This window comes from Streptomyces sp. R33 (genome assembly GCF_041200175.1).
Lineage (GTDB): Bacteria > Actinomycetota > Actinomycetes > Streptomycetales > Streptomycetaceae > Streptomyces > Streptomyces katrae_B.
Map to the genome: position 1 here is coordinate 5073037 of NZ_CP165727.1, position 16581 is coordinate 5089617.

Annotated in this window: 18 protein-coding genes; 10 read left to right on the forward strand and 8 right to left on the reverse strand. The window is 71.3% G+C overall.

The features are described 5' to 3' along the window. The first annotated feature begins 223 nt into the window (after positions 1-223). The 4 genes from AB5J51_RS23330 to AB5J51_RS23345 all read left to right on the forward strand — a co-directional run bounded on the left by AB5J51_RS23330 (position 224) and on the right by AB5J51_RS23345 (position 4902). Positions 224-961, forward strand: coding sequence for a TetR/AcrR family transcriptional regulator (locus AB5J51_RS23330; protein ID WP_369778565.1), 738 nt, complete (start codon positions 224-226; stop codon positions 959-961). A 92-nt stretch (positions 962-1053) separates the two neighbouring features. Next, positions 1054-2592, forward strand: coding sequence for an MFS transporter (locus AB5J51_RS23335; protein WP_133897773.1), 1539 nt, complete (start codon positions 1054-1056; stop codon positions 2590-2592). A 183-nt stretch (positions 2593-2775) separates the two neighbouring features. Then, entirely contained in the window at positions 2776-3543 is a 768-nt protein-coding gene (locus AB5J51_RS23340; RefSeq protein ID WP_369780293.1) for a dioxygenase, read from the forward strand. 381 nt (positions 3544-3924) lie between these two features. Further along, entirely contained in the window at positions 3925-4902 is a 978-nt protein-coding gene (locus tag AB5J51_RS23345) for a sigma-70 family RNA polymerase sigma factor (protein ID WP_369778566.1), read from the forward strand. Positions 4903-5012: 110 nt separating this feature from the next. Here the strand turns inward: AB5J51_RS23345 and AB5J51_RS23350 are convergent, their stop codons facing one another. Continuing rightward, entirely contained in the window at positions 5013-5957 is a 945-nt protein-coding gene (locus AB5J51_RS23350) for a YafY family protein (RefSeq protein WP_053786969.1), read from the reverse strand. Positions 5958-6020: 63 nt separating this feature from the next. Between AB5J51_RS23350 and AB5J51_RS23355 the strand changes: the two genes are divergently transcribed. Both AB5J51_RS23355 and pfkB read left to right on the forward strand, forming a co-directional pair. Continuing rightward, complete coding sequence (locus AB5J51_RS23355; RefSeq protein ID WP_369778567.1) at positions 6021-7592, forward strand: MFS transporter; 1572 nt, start codon at positions 6021-6023, stop codon at positions 7590-7592. A gap of 117 nt (positions 7593-7709) precedes the next feature. Continuing rightward, positions 7710-8660: a 1-phosphofructokinase gene (gene pfkB, locus AB5J51_RS23360; protein WP_369778568.1), complete on the forward strand. Its 951-nt coding sequence runs from the start codon at positions 7710-7712 to the stop codon at positions 8658-8660. 18 nt (positions 8661-8678) lie between these two features. Here pfkB and AB5J51_RS23365 read toward each other — a convergent pair whose 3' ends face one another. Then, entirely contained in the window at positions 8679-9461 is a 783-nt protein-coding gene (locus AB5J51_RS23365; protein ID WP_136225605.1) for a DUF6227 family protein, read from the reverse strand. Between the two features lie 191 nt (positions 9462-9652). Here AB5J51_RS23365 and AB5J51_RS23370 point away from each other — a divergent pair, with 191 nt between their 5' ends. Further along, positions 9653-10294: a vitamin K epoxide reductase family protein gene (locus tag AB5J51_RS23370; protein WP_369778569.1), complete on the forward strand. Its 642-nt coding sequence runs from the start codon at positions 9653-9655 to the stop codon at positions 10292-10294. A gap of 106 nt (positions 10295-10400) precedes the next feature. On the opposite strand, the gene AB5J51_RS23375 is transcribed toward AB5J51_RS23370, so the two are convergent. Continuing rightward, positions 10401-10811 (reverse strand): rodlin, encoded by a 411-nt coding sequence (locus AB5J51_RS23375; protein ID WP_136225658.1) that lies wholly within the window; start codon positions 10809-10811, stop codon positions 10401-10403. Between the two features lie 282 nt (positions 10812-11093). Between AB5J51_RS23375 and AB5J51_RS23380 the strand changes: the two genes are divergently transcribed. Then, positions 11094-11708, forward strand: a complete 615-nt coding sequence (locus AB5J51_RS23380) for a hypothetical protein (protein ID WP_369778570.1) — start codon at positions 11094-11096, stop codon at positions 11706-11708. Between the two features lie 167 nt (positions 11709-11875). Next, positions 11876-12115 (forward strand): chaplin, encoded by a 240-nt coding sequence (locus tag AB5J51_RS23385; protein ID WP_053786976.1) that lies wholly within the window; start codon positions 11876-11878, stop codon positions 12113-12115. 87 nt (positions 12116-12202) lie between these two features. Here AB5J51_RS23385 and AB5J51_RS23390 read toward each other — a convergent pair whose 3' ends face one another. The 5 genes from AB5J51_RS23390 to AB5J51_RS23410 all read right to left on the reverse strand — a co-directional run bounded on the left by AB5J51_RS23390 (position 12203) and on the right by AB5J51_RS23410 (position 15254). Then, positions 12203-12550 carry a hypothetical protein gene (locus tag AB5J51_RS23390; protein WP_053786977.1) on the reverse strand — a complete coding sequence of 116 codons (348 nt, stop codon included), beginning with the start codon at positions 12548-12550 and terminating at the stop codon, positions 12203-12205. Positions 12551-12714: 164 nt separating this feature from the next. After that, entirely contained in the window at positions 12715-13899 is a 1185-nt protein-coding gene (locus AB5J51_RS23395) for a chaplin (protein ID WP_369778571.1), read from the reverse strand. 120 nt (positions 13900-14019) lie between these two features. Then, positions 14020-14253, reverse strand: coding sequence for a chaplin (locus AB5J51_RS23400; protein WP_136225601.1), 234 nt, complete (start codon positions 14251-14253; stop codon positions 14020-14022). Between the two features lie 232 nt (positions 14254-14485). Next, positions 14486-14896, reverse strand: a complete 411-nt coding sequence (locus AB5J51_RS23405) for a rodlin (RefSeq protein ID WP_136225600.1) — start codon at positions 14894-14896, stop codon at positions 14486-14488. 130 nt (positions 14897-15026) lie between these two features. Next, positions 15027-15254, reverse strand: coding sequence for a chaplin (locus tag AB5J51_RS23410; RefSeq protein ID WP_369780294.1), 228 nt, complete (start codon positions 15252-15254; stop codon positions 15027-15029). A gap of 191 nt (positions 15255-15445) precedes the next feature. Here AB5J51_RS23410 and AB5J51_RS23415 point away from each other — a divergent pair, with 191 nt between their 5' ends. Further along, complete coding sequence (locus tag AB5J51_RS23415) at positions 15446-16567, forward strand: DUF3344 domain-containing protein (protein ID WP_053787012.1); 1122 nt, start codon at positions 15446-15448, stop codon at positions 16565-16567. Positions 16568-16581: the final 14 nt, after the last annotated feature.

Below are 16581 nucleotides of genomic sequence, written 5' to 3' on the forward strand. Positions count from 1 at the left end.
CCGGCCGGGCCCGGACTGCGCTCTGTGCGATCACCCTCCGTCGGCTGCGGCGCGCCCGCGCGTCGGGTGCGTCCGAACGGGAGTCGCGATGTGACCCGGGTCACACATGAGAGTGAAATAACCGGGGACTCAATCCCCGTTTGTACGGGAGTCCCGCAAAGCGGGGACCAGCTCCCCGTTTACAGGGGGCGGTGTACGAGTCCCAGGCCCAGGGAGGCCTCGAATGAAGCGCTCCACCACCCTCGTGGCGGCGCCGGCCGCCCCGGAGGCGGTCGCGGACCTGCCGGGCACGGACCTGTCGGGCGCCGGCCCGACGGCCCCGGAGCCCCGGCCCGCGCGGGTCCCGCGTCCGCGCGCGGACGCCGTCCGCAACCGCGAGCGGATCCTGGTGGCGGCGCGCGAGGTGCTCGTGGAGCTGGGCTCGGGCGCACCGTTCGACGAGATCGCCCGCCGGGCGGGCATCGGCAACGCCACGCTCTACCGGCACTTCCCCGACCGGGCCGCCCTGGTCCACCACGTCGTGCTCTTCGTCATGGACCGGGTCACGGCCCAGGCCGAGGACTCGCTGGCCGAGGAGCCCGACGCCTTCGCCGCGCTGTGCCGCTTCACGCACGCCGCCGCGGACGAGCGGATCGGGGCCCTGTGCCCCATGCTCGCCGGTGACTTCGACGGCGAGCACCCCGAACTCGTCGCGGCCCGCGAGGCCTTGGCGGAAGCCGTCGAGACCCTGGTGACGGCCGGTCAGGAGACCGGGCTGATCCGCACGGACATCGGCGTCGGCGACCTGATGATCGCCCTCTCCCAGCTCAGCCGGCCCCTGCCGGGCATCAGCTGCACCGAGGTGGAGGGATTCGTCCACCGTCATCTCCAGCTGTTCCTGGACGGGTTGCGGGCTCCGGCCCGCTCCGAGCTGCCCGGCTCGGCGGCCACCCTCGAGGACCTGAGGCAGAAAACCATGTGACGCCCCGGGTCGCGCCCGCTAGCGTCGTAAACCCGGCTAAACGTTGTAGACGTATCTTTTTCAGTCATTCCGCACACGAAATGGGTATCCCCATGCCAAAAACGGCCGCGACCCTCGCGCCGGCTGCCGATCCCAGCCGCTGGAAGGCACTCGTCTTCATAGCCCTGGCGCAGCTGATGGTCGTCCTCGACGCGACCATCGTGAACATCGCCCTTCCGTCTGCCCAGACCGACCTCGGCATCTCCGACGGCAACCGCCAGTGGGTCATCACCGCGTACGCGCTGGCCTTCGGCGGACTGCTCCTCTTCGGCGGCCGCATCGCCGACAAGTGGGGCCGCAAGAACGCCTTCATCGTGGGCCTCATCGGCTTCGCCCTGGCCTCCGCGCTCGGCGGCGCCGCCAACGGCGAGGCGATGATGCTCGGCGCCCGCGCCCTCCAGGGTGCCTTCGGCGCACTGCTCGCCCCGGCCGCGCTCTCCCTGCTGGCCGTCATGTTCACCGACGCCAAGGAGCGCGCCAAGGCCTTCGGCATCTACGGTGCGATCGCCGGCGGCGGTGGCGCCGTGGGCCTGATCCTCGGCGGCTTCCTCACCGAGTACCTGAACTGGCGCTGGACCTTCTTCGTCAACATCCCGTTCGCGATCGCCGCGGCCGTGGGTGCCTGGCTGGTCATCCGTGAGCCCGCCGGCGGCCGCAACCGCGCGCCGCTCGACATCCCCGGTGTGGTCCTGTCCACGCTCGGCCTCGTCGCGCTGGTCTACGGCTTCACCCGCGCCGAGTCGGCCGGCTGGTCCGACACGGTCACCGTGGCCATGTTCATCGCCTCGGCGGCGCTGCTCGCGGCCTTCGTGTTCGTCGAGTCCCGGGTGAAGTCCCCGCTGCTGCCGCTGCGCGTCCTGCTGGAGCGCAACCGCGGCGGTGTCTACCTCTCCCTGGGCCTGGCCGTCATCGCGATGTTCGGCCTGTTCCTCTTCCTCACCTACTACCTCCAGGTCGTGAAGGGCTTCTCGCCGGTCAAGACCGGCTTCGCCTTCCTGCCGATGATCGCGGGCATGATCACGGGCTCCACGCAGATCGGCGCCCGCCTGATGACCCGGGTGGCGCCCCGGCTGCTGATGGGCCCGGGCTTCCTGCTCGCCGCCGGCGGCATGCTGATGCTGACCCAGCTCGAGGTCGGGTCCTCGTACCCGGCGCTGATCCTGCCGGCGCAGCTGCTGCTGGGCCTCGGCATGGGTACGGCGTTCATGCCGGCCATGTCGCTGGCCACGCACGGGGTGAACCCGGCCGACGCCGGTGTCGCCTCCGCCATGGTCAACACCTCGCAGCAGGTCGGCGGCGCGATCGGCACCGCCCTGCTGAACACGATCGCCGCCTCGGCGACCACCGCGTACCTGACCGACCACGCGGCCGAGGCCGCGGCGGGCGGCCCGGCGGCGAAGCTGATCCAGGCCCAGGCGATGGTGGAGGGCTACTCCAGCGCCATCTGGTGGGCGGTCGGCATCCTCGCCGCCAGCGCGACCATCGCGCTGACGCTCATCAACACCGGCCGTCCGGGCGCCGGCGGCCCCGTCGCCTCCGGTGCCGGCGCGGGCGCCGACGCCGAGGTGAAGGTCCCGGTGATCGCCCACTGACGCGGCTCGGGGAACCCCGGGAATGACTGCCGACCCCGTGTCGTTCAAATTTGAACAACACGGGGTCGTTTTTGTGCCCGGCGCGGTCCCGTGCTGACGAACGAGGAGCGCCCCGTGACGACCATCCCGAACCCCGCCGATTCCCCGTCCCCCGATTCCCTGTCCGCCGAGCCCCCGGCCCGTATGCCGGCGCTCTACCTGAGCCACGGCGCCCCGCCGCTCGCCGACGACCCGGTCTGGCCGGGCGAGCTCGCCGCCTGGTCCGCCGCGCTGCCCCGCCCCCGCGCCATCCTGATGGTCTCCGCGCACTGGGAGGAGGCGCCGCTCGCCCTCGGCGCCACGGAGCGGGTCCCGCTCGTGTACGACTTCCGGGGCTTCCCCGAGCACTACTACCGGGTCCGCTACGACGCCCCCGGCGCCCCCGCGCTCGCCGCCTCCGTACGGGCCCTCCTGCACGCCCCCGGCACCCTCGTCCAGGACCTCCCGGACCGCGGCCTCGACCACGGCGCGTACGTCCCGCTCGTGGAGATGTTCCCGGAGGCCGGCATACCGGTCCTGCAGATCTCCCTGCCCACGCTGGACCCGCGCCGCCTGATGGACATCGGCCGCAAGCTCGCACCCCTGCGCGACGAGGGCGTCCTGATCGTCGGCAGCGGCTTCTTCACCCACAACCTGGCCGCGCTGCGCCACACCGGTCCTGGGGTTCCGTCCTGGTCGGCGGAGTTCGACGCGTGGGGCCGCGAGGCGCTGGCCGCGTCCGACGTCGACGCGCTGCTGGACTTCGAGGCCAAGGCCCCTGCGGGCCGCCTCGCCCACCCCCGTACGGAGCACTTCGCCCCGCTCTTCGTCACCCTCGGCGCCGCGGACGCCTCGGGCGATCTCGCCCGCCGCTCCGACGCGGTCGACGGCTTCTGGATGGGCCTTTCGAAGCGGTCGGTCCAGTTCGGCTAGGAATGGGCCGGTTGTCCAGGCAACCGGAAACGGGCGAGGGCCGTCTTCAGGGGTGGAGTGCAGCCACGGCGCGTGTCGCGGCGTGTGACGGCGGTCTCACGGAAGCGGCACCCGTACGGGTCGGCGAAGGCTTCCGAGCCGGCCTCGAACGCGGGTCTGACCTGCACCTCTTCGAGCTCTGACGGTATCCCGCCCGCTCCCTGCGCGAGGGCGGCGGGGCAGGATACTGCAAGATCTCGAAAAAGAGGGACCGGCGTGGGAATTCTGTCCCGATTCCAGTCGTTGTTTCCTTCGGAAGCGGGCACTCGGGAGAGTGTCCAGGGACGCAGAGCCGCGTTCCAGCAGCCGCAACGCGACCTAACTCATTGCAAGGGAGCACGCATGGCAACCCGCGCCGTCGCCCGTCGTCAGTCCAGGGGCAGCGCCCGCGCTGTGGGCGGGGAGCTCGCCGACCGCGACCTGGTGGGCATGTACCTGGACGAGATCGCGCGTACCCCGCTGCTCGACGCGGCCAAGGAAGTGGAGCTCTCGCAGATCATCGAGGCGGGCGTGTACGCCCAGCAGATCCTCGACGGCGAGACGGAGCGCGAGGGCGAGGCGCCGTCGCGCGAGGAGCTGGAGGCCCTGGCCGCCGAGGGAGAGCGCGCCAAGGAGATCTTCATCCGCTCCAACCTCCGCCTCGTCGTGGCCGTCGCCCGCCGCTACCCGCGCAGCGGCCTGCCCCTGCTCGACCTGATCCAGGAGGGCAACGCCGGCCTGGTGCGCGCCGTCGAGAAGTTCGACTACGCCAAGGGCTTCAAGTTCTCCACGTACGCCACGTGGTGGATCCGCCAGGCCATCACCCGCTCCATCGCCGACCAGTCCCGCACCATCCGCCTCCCCGTCCACCTGGTCGAGGAGCTCGGCCGGATCCGCCGGATCCAGCGGGAGTTCAACCGGGAGAACGGCCGGGACCCGGACCACGCGGAGATCGCCGCCGAGCTGGACTCGACGGAGAAGCGCGTGGGCGACGTCCTGGACTGGGCGCGCGACCCGGTCAGCCTGAACATGTCCGTGGACGACGAGGGCGAGACGCAGTTCGGCGATCTCCTCGAGGACACCTCCGCGATCTCGCCGGAGCAGTCCGTCCTGTCGCTCCTGCGCAGCGAGGAGCTGGAGGACCTGCTGGGCAAGCTGGACCAGCGCACGGCGTCGATCATCAAGATGCGGTACGGCATCGACGACGGCCGCGAGCGGACCCTGACGGAGGTCGGCAAGCAGCACGGCCTGACGCGGGAGCGGATCCGCCAGATCGAGAAGCACGCGCTCCTCGAGCTGAAGCGCATGGCCCGCGACACGGGCTTCGACGCAGTGGCCTGACCCGGCCCGCGCGAAGCCCCTCGAACGAGCCCTCGGCGTCTACCCCCCCCAGACGCCGGGGGCTCCCTTTTGCGCCCCTGCGGCGGTGAAGCCCCCGGGCGGCCTCCCCGCTACGGAGCCGTCGCCGAGGTCAGGCGCGCGGCCAGCGCACGGGCGGCCGCCGCCAGGACGTCCGGGGCGTGGACCGTGAAGGGGATGCCGACCAGGGCGAGGCGGGCCGCCACCCACTCCGGGGAGTCCGCGCTCGGGAAGCGCACCCGGCAGCCCGCGCCCTCGGGCTCGGCCTCTGCCTGCAGCCACCCCGGCAGCGCCTCCGCCGGGCCTGCGAACGACACCTCCACCGCGTACGTCTCCCCGCCCCGCAGCCCGCGCCGTACGAACTCAGCCGCCTCCATCGGCAGCTCCCGCGGAGTGAACCGCGCGCCCGTCGCGAAGGGCTCCGCCACCCGGTCCACGCGGAACGTCCGCCAGTCCTCCCGGTCCAGGTCGTACGCCACGAGGTACCACCGGCTTCCCGTGCTCACCAGCCGGTAGGGCTCCACCAGCCGCCGCGAGTCCGCCCCGTCGCGCGCCCGGTACGCGAACCGCAGCCGCTCCGGCCCCGCCACCGCCGACGCCATCGTCGTCAGCGTCCGCGGGTCCACGCTGGCCCCGTCCCCGCGCGTCACCGCGATCGTGGCCGACTGCAGCGCGCCCACCCGGCGCCGCAGGCGCCCCGGCAGGACCTGTTCCAGCTTCGCGAGGGCCCGTACGGACGCCTCCTCCACCCCCTCGATCGCATGCCCGGCGCCCGCGCGCAGGCCCACCGCGATCGCCACCGCCTCCTCGTCGTCCAGCAGCAGCGGCGGCATCGCGGCCCCCGCCACCAGCCGGTATCCGCCCTCCGCGCCCAGCGTGGCCTCCACCGGGTACCCGAGTTCCCGCAGCCGTTCGATGTCGCGCCGGATGGTCCTCGCGCTCACCCGCAGTCGTTCCGCCAGCTCGCTCCCGGGCCATTCGCGCGGGGTCTGGAGCAGGGAGAGCAGGGTGAGCAGCCGTGCCGGGGTGTCCGTCATGCGATCCAGGTTGCCAGCCAAATAGGACACCAACTGACCTACATCCCGTCTAGGTTTCTCTCCATGAGCAGCGAGACGTCCCAGACAGCGCCCGAGCGAGAGAACGGGCCCGTACAAGAAGAGCGGAACGACACCGTCCACGACGCAGCAGGTTCCAGCTCGCCCGCCGACCGCCGCCGCTGGCTGGCGCTCGCCATCGTGATGACCGCGGCCTTCATGGACCTGGTCGACGTCACGATCGTCAACATCGCGATACCCCGCATGCGCGAGGACTTCGGCGCCTCCACCAGCGCGATCCAGTGGATCACCGCCGGCTACGCGCTCGCCTTCGCGGCCGGCCTGATCACCGGCGGCCGTCTCGGTGACATCTACGGCCGCAAGCGCCTCTTCCTCATCGGCATCGCCGGCTTCACCGCCGCGTCGCTGCTCTGCGGCATCGCCGCCAACCCCGACATGCTCGTCGCCTCCCGCATCCTCCAGGGAGCCATGGCGGCGTTGATGGTCCCGCAGGTGCTGGCGATCATCCACGTGACGTTCCCGCCCCATGAGCGCGGCAAGGTCTTCGGCATGTTCGGCGCGGTCGTCGGCCTCGGCGCCGTCTCCGGCCCGATGCTCGGCGCCCTGCTCACCGAGGGGAACCTCTTCGGTCTCGAATGGCGCCCGATCTTCCTGATCAACCTGCCGGTCGGCATCGCCGGCGTGATCCTGGGCCGCAAGTTCATCATCGAGTCGAAGGCGCCCAAGGCCCTGCGCCTCGACGTGGTCGGTGTCGTGCTGGCCACCCTCGCCCTGGTCATGCTGATCTTTCCGCTCACGCACGGCCGCGAGAACGACTGGCCGGTCTGGGGCTTCGTCAGCATGATCGCCTCGCCCTTCGTCTTCGCCGCCTTCATCGCGTACGAGAAGTACAAGATCCGCAAGGACGGCTCCCCGCTGGTGGAGCTCTCGCTCTTCAAGGTCAAGAGCTTCGCGGGCGGCATCGCCGTCCAGCTGACCTTCGGTATCGCGACCGGCATCTTCTTCCTGGTCTGGACGATGTACATGCAGATGGGCCTCGGCTGGAGCGCCCTGAAGGCCGGTGCCACCGGCATCCCGTTCTCCCTCTCCGTCTCGGCCGCCGCGGGCATGTCCGTCGGGAAGCTCGTACCGCGCTTCGGCCGCAAGGTGCTCCAGGCGGGCGCGCTCGTCATGGCCGGGGGCATCCTCCTCTACATCTGGGAGGCGCAGCACTACGGCATGGAGATCGCCTCCTGGCAGATGGCCGCACCCCTGATCCTCATGGGCCTCGGCATGGGGCTGATCGTCGCGCCGCTGAACGACACCGTGCTGTCCGAGGTGCCGCGCGAGCACGCCGGTTCGGCCTCCGGCCTGATCAACACCACCGGCCAGATGGGCAACGCGCTGGGCCTCGGCCTCACCTCCGTCGTCTTCTTCGGCCTGATGGACGACGACCGCGTCTTCGGCGCGCCGTACGTCGATGCCTTCCACGGTGCGCTGTGGTGGATCGCGGCCGTGATGATCGTGATCTTCGCGGTGATGTTCGTGCTGCCGCGCAAGTCGGTCCCGATGGAGCAGCGCGAGGGCGGCCTGCAGGCCGAGCCCGCGGCCGCTCCGGAGGCCGTCCCCGCCGGGTAGCCCCGCACCGTTCCCCCGACGGGCATGTCCGCTGCTGCCGGCGGACATGCCCGTTTGCTTTGGTTTGCTCCGGAACGGGCGTACGGTGGGCGCGTGATCAGCAGAGGTCGTGCTCGTATGATCCTCACCGTCACCCCGAACCCCTCCCTCGACCGGACGTACGAGGTCCCCTCGCTGGACCGCGGCGCCGTGCTGCGCGCCACCGGCGACCGCGTCGACCCCGGCGGCAAGGGGGTCAACGTCTCCCGCGCGGTGGCCGCCGCGGGAGTCCTCACGACGGCGGTCCTCCCGCTCGGCGGCGCCTCGGGCGCACTGATCGCCGAACTGCTGGGTGCACAGGGCGTGGACGTCACCGCGGTGACGGTCGCCGGGCAGACCCGGTCGAACATCTCCCTCGTCGAACCGGACGGCACCCTCACCAAGATCAACGCGCCCGGTCCCGAACTCACCCCGGAGGAATCCGCCCTCCTGCTGGAGACCGTCCGTACCGAGGCCGGAGAACCGGCCTGGATCGCGGCCTGCGGCAGCCTCCCGCGCGGCCTGCCGCCCGAGTGGTACGCCGACCTGGTCGCCCGGGCCCGCGAGGCCGGCGCCAAGGTCGCACTGGACACCTCGGGCCCGGCGCTGAGCGCCGCACTTCAAGCCCGCCCGGACCTGATCAAGCCCAATACCGCGGAGCTCGCCCAGGCGGTCGGCCGCCCGCTGGCCACCCTGGGCGAGGTCGCCCGCGCGGCCCAGGAGCTCCGCTCCCGGGGCGCGGGCGCGGTGCTGGCCTCGCTCGGCGCGGACGGCCAGCTCCTGGTGAGCGCCGAGGGCACCTTCCACGGCACGGCCCCCGTGGCCGCCGTCCGCAGCGATGTCGGAGCGGGCGACGCCTCCCTGGCCGGCTTCCTGATCGCGGGCGGGACCGGCCCCGGGGCCCTCGCCTCTGCCCTGGCCCACGGCGCGGCCGCGGTGCAGCTCCCCGGCAGCGCGATGCCGGTCCCCGCGGACCTGCGCCCCGAGGCGGTCCGCGTCACCGAGAACCCGCCCCCGGACCGCCGCCTGTCCGCCCCCGCCACGCCGTGAACCTGCGCTGAAGCGGTGTCATCTCACCCTCGCGCGGAGCTCCATCGCCCCGCGGGCGGCCGCCTCGCTCTCGTACACCTCGCACATGTGCCGCCCGTCCGGCGTCGCCGTGTGCTCGACCTCCCACAGGCTGAGCTCGCTCCCGTCCAGCAGCACGAAGGAGTGCTCGTACAGGCTGAATCCGGCACTGCGCCCGTCCGCCCTGCACGGCCGGGTGCCGAACGCCTGGGTGATCTGGTGCGCGTACGCCGATCTCAACAGCAGCGCCGTCCCCTCGCCGGGCCGGTCCGGGTTCTCCGCACGCCGCAGCACCCTGCGCGCATGGTCGGCGGACTCCTCCACCCCGTACTCCCGGTGCCGGTGCGTCGGCGCACCGGCCGCGAACAGTGCGCTCAGTACCGCCACGTCGGTGTCGGGCTCCTCCTCGGCAGCGGCGAACGCCGGATCCAGCTCCGGGTCGAACGCGGCCTCCGCCGGGGCGTCGCCGAACAGCCGGGCCACGGCCAGGCAGGTCTCCGCCTTGCTCGCGAAGACCTCGTGCCGGATCGTCCGGTCGTCCTCCAGCCGGTAGACCAGCTCCCACAAGGACGCGGAACCGCCGTCGGACAGCAGGTACGTGTGTCGGTGGGTCTCCCGCCACCGCCCCGCCGCCGGGCTGTGGTGGGTGGTGTACAGGGAAGAGCTGTGGGCGAGCGCCGTACCGAGGCGCTCGACCAACCGGTCCGGCAGGTCGAAGGAGTTGAGGGCGCGGCCCAGGAGTCGCTCGAGGTGCGCCGCGGTTGTCTCGTACGGATCGCTCAAGGTGGGTCTCCAGGCCGTCGCAGCTAGTGACTTCGCGGACGCTCAACGTAGCCCCTGGCTCTGACATCACGTCCGGGATTCGGTAAAACGTCCGGGAAGCATCAGGGGTTCCCCCACCCCTTCAGGTCAACTTGCGCAGGGATGAGCATGGTTCACCCGGGTCTGTGCCGGAGCGGGAGAACATGGGCCGTATGGCTACGAAAACAGTGGGCCTTCCCCGCCAGCAGGGGCGGCCCCACAGTCGAGACGAGGACGAACCGGTCGCCACCCCCCGGGCGTTGGCCTGGCTGCTGGTGCTGACCGGGGCCGCCGGGGTGCTGGCCTCCTGGGTGATCACCCTCGACAAGTTCCTGCTGCTGGAGGACCCGGACTTCAAGCCCGCCTGCAGCCTCAACCCCGTCGTCTCCTGCGGCAGCGTCATGCAGAGCGACCAGGCGGCGGCCTTCGGCTTCCCCAACCCCCTGCTGGGACTGGTCGCGTACGGGGCGGTCGTGTGCCTCGGCGCGGGCCTGCTGGCCGGCGCCCGCTACCGCGGCTGGTTCTGGCTGGGACTGAACGCCGGCACCGTCTTCGGAGTCGGCTTCTGCAGCTGGCTGATGGCGCAGTCCCTGTACGAGATCAACGCGCTCTGCCTGTGGTGCTGTCTGACCTGGGTGGCCACCCTGCTGATGTTCTGGGCCGTCACCGCGTACAACGTCCGCACCCGCGCCCTGCCCGCTCCCGGCCCGGTGCGGACCTTCTTCGCCGAGTTCGGCTGGGCCCCGCCCGCCCTGCACATCGGAGTGATCGGAATGCTGATCCTCACCCGGTGGTGGGAGTTCTGGACTGGGTGAGGCCCGGCACGCGCAAGGGCCCCGGCAGCTGGAGGCTGCCGGGGCCCTCGTCACATCGCTCCACGGGCGGGGTGGGCCCGGACTGCAAAAGTCAGGGGAGCGGAAATCAGCTGCCGACGGCGCCGTTGCCCGACAGGACCGGGATGTTGTCCAGGATGTGCGAGAGGGCCTCGTCGCCCTTGGCCTGGGTGGAGTTCTCGGTGCACTGCTGGTTCTGCGGGTTCGACAGGAGGTTGACGTCCTGGACGCCGATCGGCACGGCGCCGACCAGGCTCTGGATGTTGACCTTCACCGGCAGGCCGACGCAGGGCTTGTTGAGCGTGCCCTGGACCAGGCTGAGCTGCGGGCTCAGGTCGCCCGCGGTCTTCTGGTTGCCGTAGATCTGGGAAGCGCCGTTCCCGTTGATGGTGGTGACCCCGTTGTCGTTGCCGATGGCCATGGCCGGGGCGGCAACAGCAGCGCCCGCGCCGACGGCGGCGGCGGTGACCGCGGCAGCAGTCATGATCTTCTTGAGCATCATTGGTCCTTTTGTCGCACGAGTGCCCGCTAGTGGAGCGTCCTGGTCAACTGCCCTGCCTGGGGGTTGGTTCCGCGGCTTCACCCGAACGGCCCGCTCGGCTCGAGGTTTTCCCCACCCCGGGTGAGCCTCCTGCGGACGTGTGCGCGAAGCCCGTACGCAGCCCTTACGGCCGACCGGCATCCCGCTCGCTCCGGTTGCGCTCCGTGCAGGGTGTTCGCACGGTGGGTAAGGAAGCGGATCGCTCGGGTCCGCCTCTGTGCGACCACCGAAGGAACCCCTATGCACCGCACGAAGCCGTTCCGCAGTCGCGTCCTCGTCCCGTCGGCCCTCGCCGTCGTCATACTCACCGGCGCGGCCGCCCCCGCGGGCGCCGCGGACGGTGACGCGTCGGCCGCCGTCAGGAAACGAGTGGCGGCCGCCCAGGAGCAGATCGACCGCCGTGTGGCGGCGGCCGGCCCGCTCGACGACCTCCTCGCGGGGATCACCGCCACCCTGGACGGACTCCTCAAGTCTCTGCAGGGCCTGCTGCCGGGGGTGACGCTGCCGCCGATCCAGCTGCCGACGCTGCCGAACCTGCCGGCGATCCCGGCGATCCCGTCGCTGCCGATCCCCTCCCTCCCCGAGATCCCGGAGATTCCCGAGATCCCCGAGATCCCCGAGATCCCCGAGATTCCCGAAATCCCGGAGATCCCCGAGGTTCCGGAGATCCCCGTCTCGAAGCCGGCGGCACCCGTGGCCAAGCCGGCCGCCCCGGTCTCGAAGCCGGCGGCACCCGTGGCCAAGCCGGCCGCCCCGGTCTCCAAACCGGCGGTCCCGGCCAAGCCGGCACCGGCACCGGCCAACCCGGTCCTGACGCCGGTGGAGATCGTGCCGGAGGTCCCGGGCCTCCCGTAGGGGAGGCGGGGTGGCGGAGGAAGGCGCCGGAAAACCGTGCGTGGTTACGACTATTGAGCTGAACAGGTCTGATTGCGCGCGAGGCCGTGTCGTCCGGGAGTCTGAACCGTTTCGCTCGGTGTGAGCCCCGCGTCGGGGCAGAACATCGAACAGAAGGTGCACTTCCCATGAACTCTGCCAAGAAGGCCGCCCTGGTCCTGGCCTCCGCCGGTCTCGCTGCGGCCGGTGCCGCCGGCTCCGCCATGGCCGACTCGTCGGCCGAGGGCGCGGCCGTGGGCTCCCCCGGTGTCCTCTCGGGCAACCTGGTCCAGGTCCCGGTTCACGTTCCGATCAACGTCTGCGGCAACACCGTGAACGTGATCGCTGCGCTGAACCCCGCGTTCGGCAACGTCTGCGTCAACGACTGACGTCTGTCGCACACTTGACTGTGGGCGCCACCGGCCTCGGCCGGTGGCGCCCACAGTGGTTTGTGCCGGGGAGGCGACCCGACCGGCTCAGTGCGCCCCGCCGTTGAGCTTCACGCCGCCGAGGAGCGGGGACACCTGCGTGAGTCCGTTCGCGACTTCGAGCACCTCGGCCGGCGCATTGTTGCGGACCTGATTGACGCGCTGGGCGGTGTCCACGACCTGGGTGACGGCCTCGCCCTGCTCGGCCAGCCCGTTGCCCAGGGTCTGCGGGAGCGACTCGGTGACCGGGGCGAGCGAGTCGAACGTCTCGGTGGCCCCGCCCGTCAGGCTCGTGGGGGGCATCACGGCCGGGGCGTCGGCCGCGAAGGCGGGAGCGGAGGCGCCGAGCGCGGCAACGGAGCCGGCGATGACCGCGGCGACCTTCGTGAGCTTCATTATCGAAATCCTCTTCTTTCGTGGACAGGGACCAGTGGCGACCGTCGCGCCGCTTTCGTCCTGGGTAACGATTCCCCGCCGCTGCGGAAACGCGTACGGCAACGGCCGGAGAACCCGTCAGGGATTCTCCGGCCGATATTTCTTCCGATTACCGGTATTGCCGGTCAGGAGATACGGGACCTCCGGTACAGAATGGCGCCGCCCAGGATCAGTGCCGAGGCGAGGGCAGCCGCGGCGGCGGGCTGACCCGCGCCGGTCTCGGCGAGCGCCGGCGCCGAAACGTGCGCCGGGGCGGGCGCGGGAACGGGCGCGGCCGGGACCGGGACCGGGGCCGCGGGGACGGGCGCCGGTGCGGGTGCCGGTGCCGGTGCCAGGTAAACGGGGACGTCGCCGGCGGGGGCGGCCGGCGGCTGGTCGGCGGGACGGACGACCTCGGGAGCGGGCGCCGGGGCCGGGTGCTCCACGAACTGGCTGCCGTGCGGCGGCGCGGGGACGGGCGCTTCCTCGGCGACCGGAGCGGGGGCCGGAAGCGGCCGGGGCGCCTCCGCGACCGGGGCCGGGAGGGTCACCGGAGCGGGGACGGGCTCCGGCGCGGGCTTCGGCGGCGCGGGCGTCTGCGCCACTGGCGCCTCGGGGACCGGGGCGGGCTTCGGAGCCGGGTGCTCCGCCTCCGGCCTCGGGTGGGGCCGAGGCTGCGGCCGCTCGGGTGCCGGGGGCGCGTGGTGGGCCGCGGGCGCCGGGGCCGGGAGGGCGTGCGGGTGGTCGTCGCACTCCTCCTCGTCCGGGCCGCGGTGACCGCCCTGCCCGCGCGGTCCGCCCTGATCGCGGTGGTCGGCCGGTCCGCCGTGGCTCCGGTCGCCCTCCTCACCCGAACCGCCGTAGCCGCCCTCGTCGCGGGACTCCTCGTGCCGGGGTGCCGCGTGCCGCGGCTCCGGCCGGCGGGACTCCTCGTGACGGGGCTCCTCCCGGCGCTGCTCCGGCAGCGCGTGCCGGCCGCCCTGACGCTCCTCGAGGTAGCGCTCGAAGACCTCGGCGTTCTCGGGACTGAGGTAGCGCCCGTAGTCGTGGTCGGCGTGGTGTGCGTCCGTACCGGTCGTGGTGGCGCACTTGTTCCCGAACGAGGGGTTGAGCGCTGCTCCGCCGTCCACGCTGTTGCCGCACACGTTCGGCGAGAGGGTGATCGGTACCGAGACGCTGTTGCCGGACAGCACACCCGGCGAATGCGAGGCTTCGGCCATCGCCGCCGGGTGCGCGCAGGCCGCGCCGGTCGCGATCGACAGCAGGCTCGAGGCGGCCGCCGCCGTGAGCACCCCCTTGCCCAGTACCTGTCGGCTCAGTACCTGTCGCATGGGTCCTTCCCTGTCTCCGGCACTCCCGCCGGTGCTGAATCGAAGGTGGCCCCGGAGTGCACCGCCGTGCACTCCGAGGCCACCCCGAGGAGGTTCGCCCTTGCGGGCGCAAGCGCTGCGTCAGCGGTTGATGCAGACGTTGCCGAACGCCGGGTTCAGCAGCGCGACGATGTTCACGGTGTTGCCGCAGAGGTTGATCGGGATGTTGATCGGCACCTGAACGGCGTTGCCGGACAGGACGCCGGGGGAGCCGATGGCCTTGCCGTCGGCGACCGCGTCGGCCATGGCGGGCGAGGCGGCACCGGCGGCCATCAGAACGCCGGCGGCCAGCACCACTGCCTTCTTGTACGTCATTTTGATTTCGATCCTTCCCGCAGAGGCGTGTCCACTGCAGAAATAACAACGAGTGGGTCCGGAAAAAGAAACCGCAGATTTTTGCGGGCGGCTCCGTAATTCACCGAAATTCACCCCAACGCCCGGAGGACGGAAACTGCGGTGAATTTACGACGCTATTGGGGCGCCGACAAGCGGCGAGGCCGCCGCGACCCGGAGCGGGTGCGGCGGCCTCGCTGGCACGCGGTCCGGGTCAGCTGTGGACGGCGCCGTTGCCCGACAGGATCGGGATGTTGTCCAGGATGTGCGAGAGGGCCTCGTCGCCCTTGGCCTGGGTGGAGTTCTCGGTGCACTGCTGGTTCTGCGGGTTCGACAGGACGTTGATGTCCTGGAGGCCGATCGGGACGGCGCCGATCAGGCTCTGGACGTTGGCCTTCGCGGGCAGGGCGATGCAGGGCTTGTTGAACGAGCCCTGGATGAGCGCCATCTGGGGGCTCATGGTCCCGTACGTGGCCTGGTTGCCGTAGATCTGCGAAGCGCCGTTGCCGTTCACGGTGTTGATGCCGTTGTCGTTGCCGATGGCCATCGCCTGCGGGGCCAGAGCGGCACCGATGCCCACGACCGAGGCTGCAGCAGCCGCAGTGGCCATCATCTTCTTGATCATTGTCGTCCCTTTTTTGCTGGATTGCCCGGTGGTGGAGCACCCGGAACAACGCCCCGGCTCCGGTTCGGGTTGCGTGGCTTCACCCGGATGCCGTCGTTTCGGGCAGCACGGTTGACGGCAGGGGGGACGGTCAGGCGTTGACGCAGGTGTTGCCGAACGCCGGGTTCAGCACGCCGACCAGGTTGGCGGACAGGCCGCAGACGTTCACCGGGATGTGGACGGGGACCTGGACCAGGTTGCCGCTCAGTACGCCGGGGGACCCCACCGCGACGCCCTCCGCCGAGCTGTCCGCGGAGGCGAGGCCCGCGCCGCCCATCAGGACCGCAGCGCCCGCGACAGCCATCGTGGCGCCGCGCATCAGCCTCTTCTTCATCTCCGATTTTCCTTTCGGTTCGAACGGTGGTGCAACCGCATAACGACCCGCCGACTGCGAGGGTGCGTGTTATCGCCCAAAAGGCCGTACGAGCGAGTCCGGCGTGATTTCCCGCCCGACTTCTGACAAAGTTCACTCCTGTTTTGTCCCCTTGATCGAAAATGGAGACGGGGTTCATGGGTTCGTCCCGAAGATTCCTCGGCACGCTCGGTCTGCTGTCCTGCCTCGTACTTTCGGCGAACGTCCCTGCTGTGGCCGCGGCCGCAGCACCGCCGGGCCCCGCGGCACCCGCCGTGCGGGAAATGCCCAAGATCCCGTTCACCCAGCGCTACCAGGCCGTCCAGCGCGGCGGGCTGGTACGGGCCTCCAACTCCTCCATCGCCTGCCGCCGGGAGGAGGCGCCGGACGCCGAGCCGTGCGCCGACGTCAAGCGGGGCGCGGCCGGGGTCAACGGCGACTTCGACATGTTCTACAGCGAGGTCGACAAGGACCCGGACACCTACAACTCCACCCGCGCCGAGCTCAAGGTCCCGCAGGGCGCGAAGGTTTCGTACGCCCGCCTGTACTGGGGCGGGAACCTGCGGGTGGGCGAGCAGAAGCCGCCGCAGGACAACGGCCGGGTGCTGGTCGCCGAGCCGGGAGGGGCGTACAAGGAAGTCCTCGCCGACACCGTGATCGGCCACCGTACGGATGCGGGCAGCGATGCCTACCAGGCCTCGGCCGACGTCACCCCGCTGGTCCGCAAGGGCGGCGCCGGGATGTGGACGGTCGCCCAGCTGAACATCGCGATGGGCAACTCCGAGGTGGGTGCCTGGGGCGGCTGGACGCTGGTCGTGGCCTACGAGCACCCGCAGGAGCCGGTACGCCGGATCTCGCTGTGGGACGGCTTCGAGTCGCTCGCCGCCGGTGCGGGCGGGGCGGCCGGTGAGACGGTCGAGATCGCCGGCCTCGACGCGGCCGCCGGATCCGCCGGCAAGGCCGGGGTGGTCGCGTACGACGGGGACCGTGGGACCCTCGGCGACTCACTCACGGTGACCGCCGACAGCGGCCGCCGGGTCGACGTCAGCGATGCAGAAAATCCTTTTAATGATGTTATGAATTCCACGATCACGGAATTCGGACATCAGTCTTTCGTGCGACAGCCCGAACATATGAATAATCTCGGATATGACGCGGACGTGTTCGACCTGAGTCCCGCCCTGTCCGGTGGCGCCCGCAGCCTGAGCTTCAGGTTCGCGGGCGAAAGCCAGGGTCAATTCCTCGGCGTGCTCTTCGTTCAGACAGACGCGCGCCGCTGAACGTAGGAGACCGC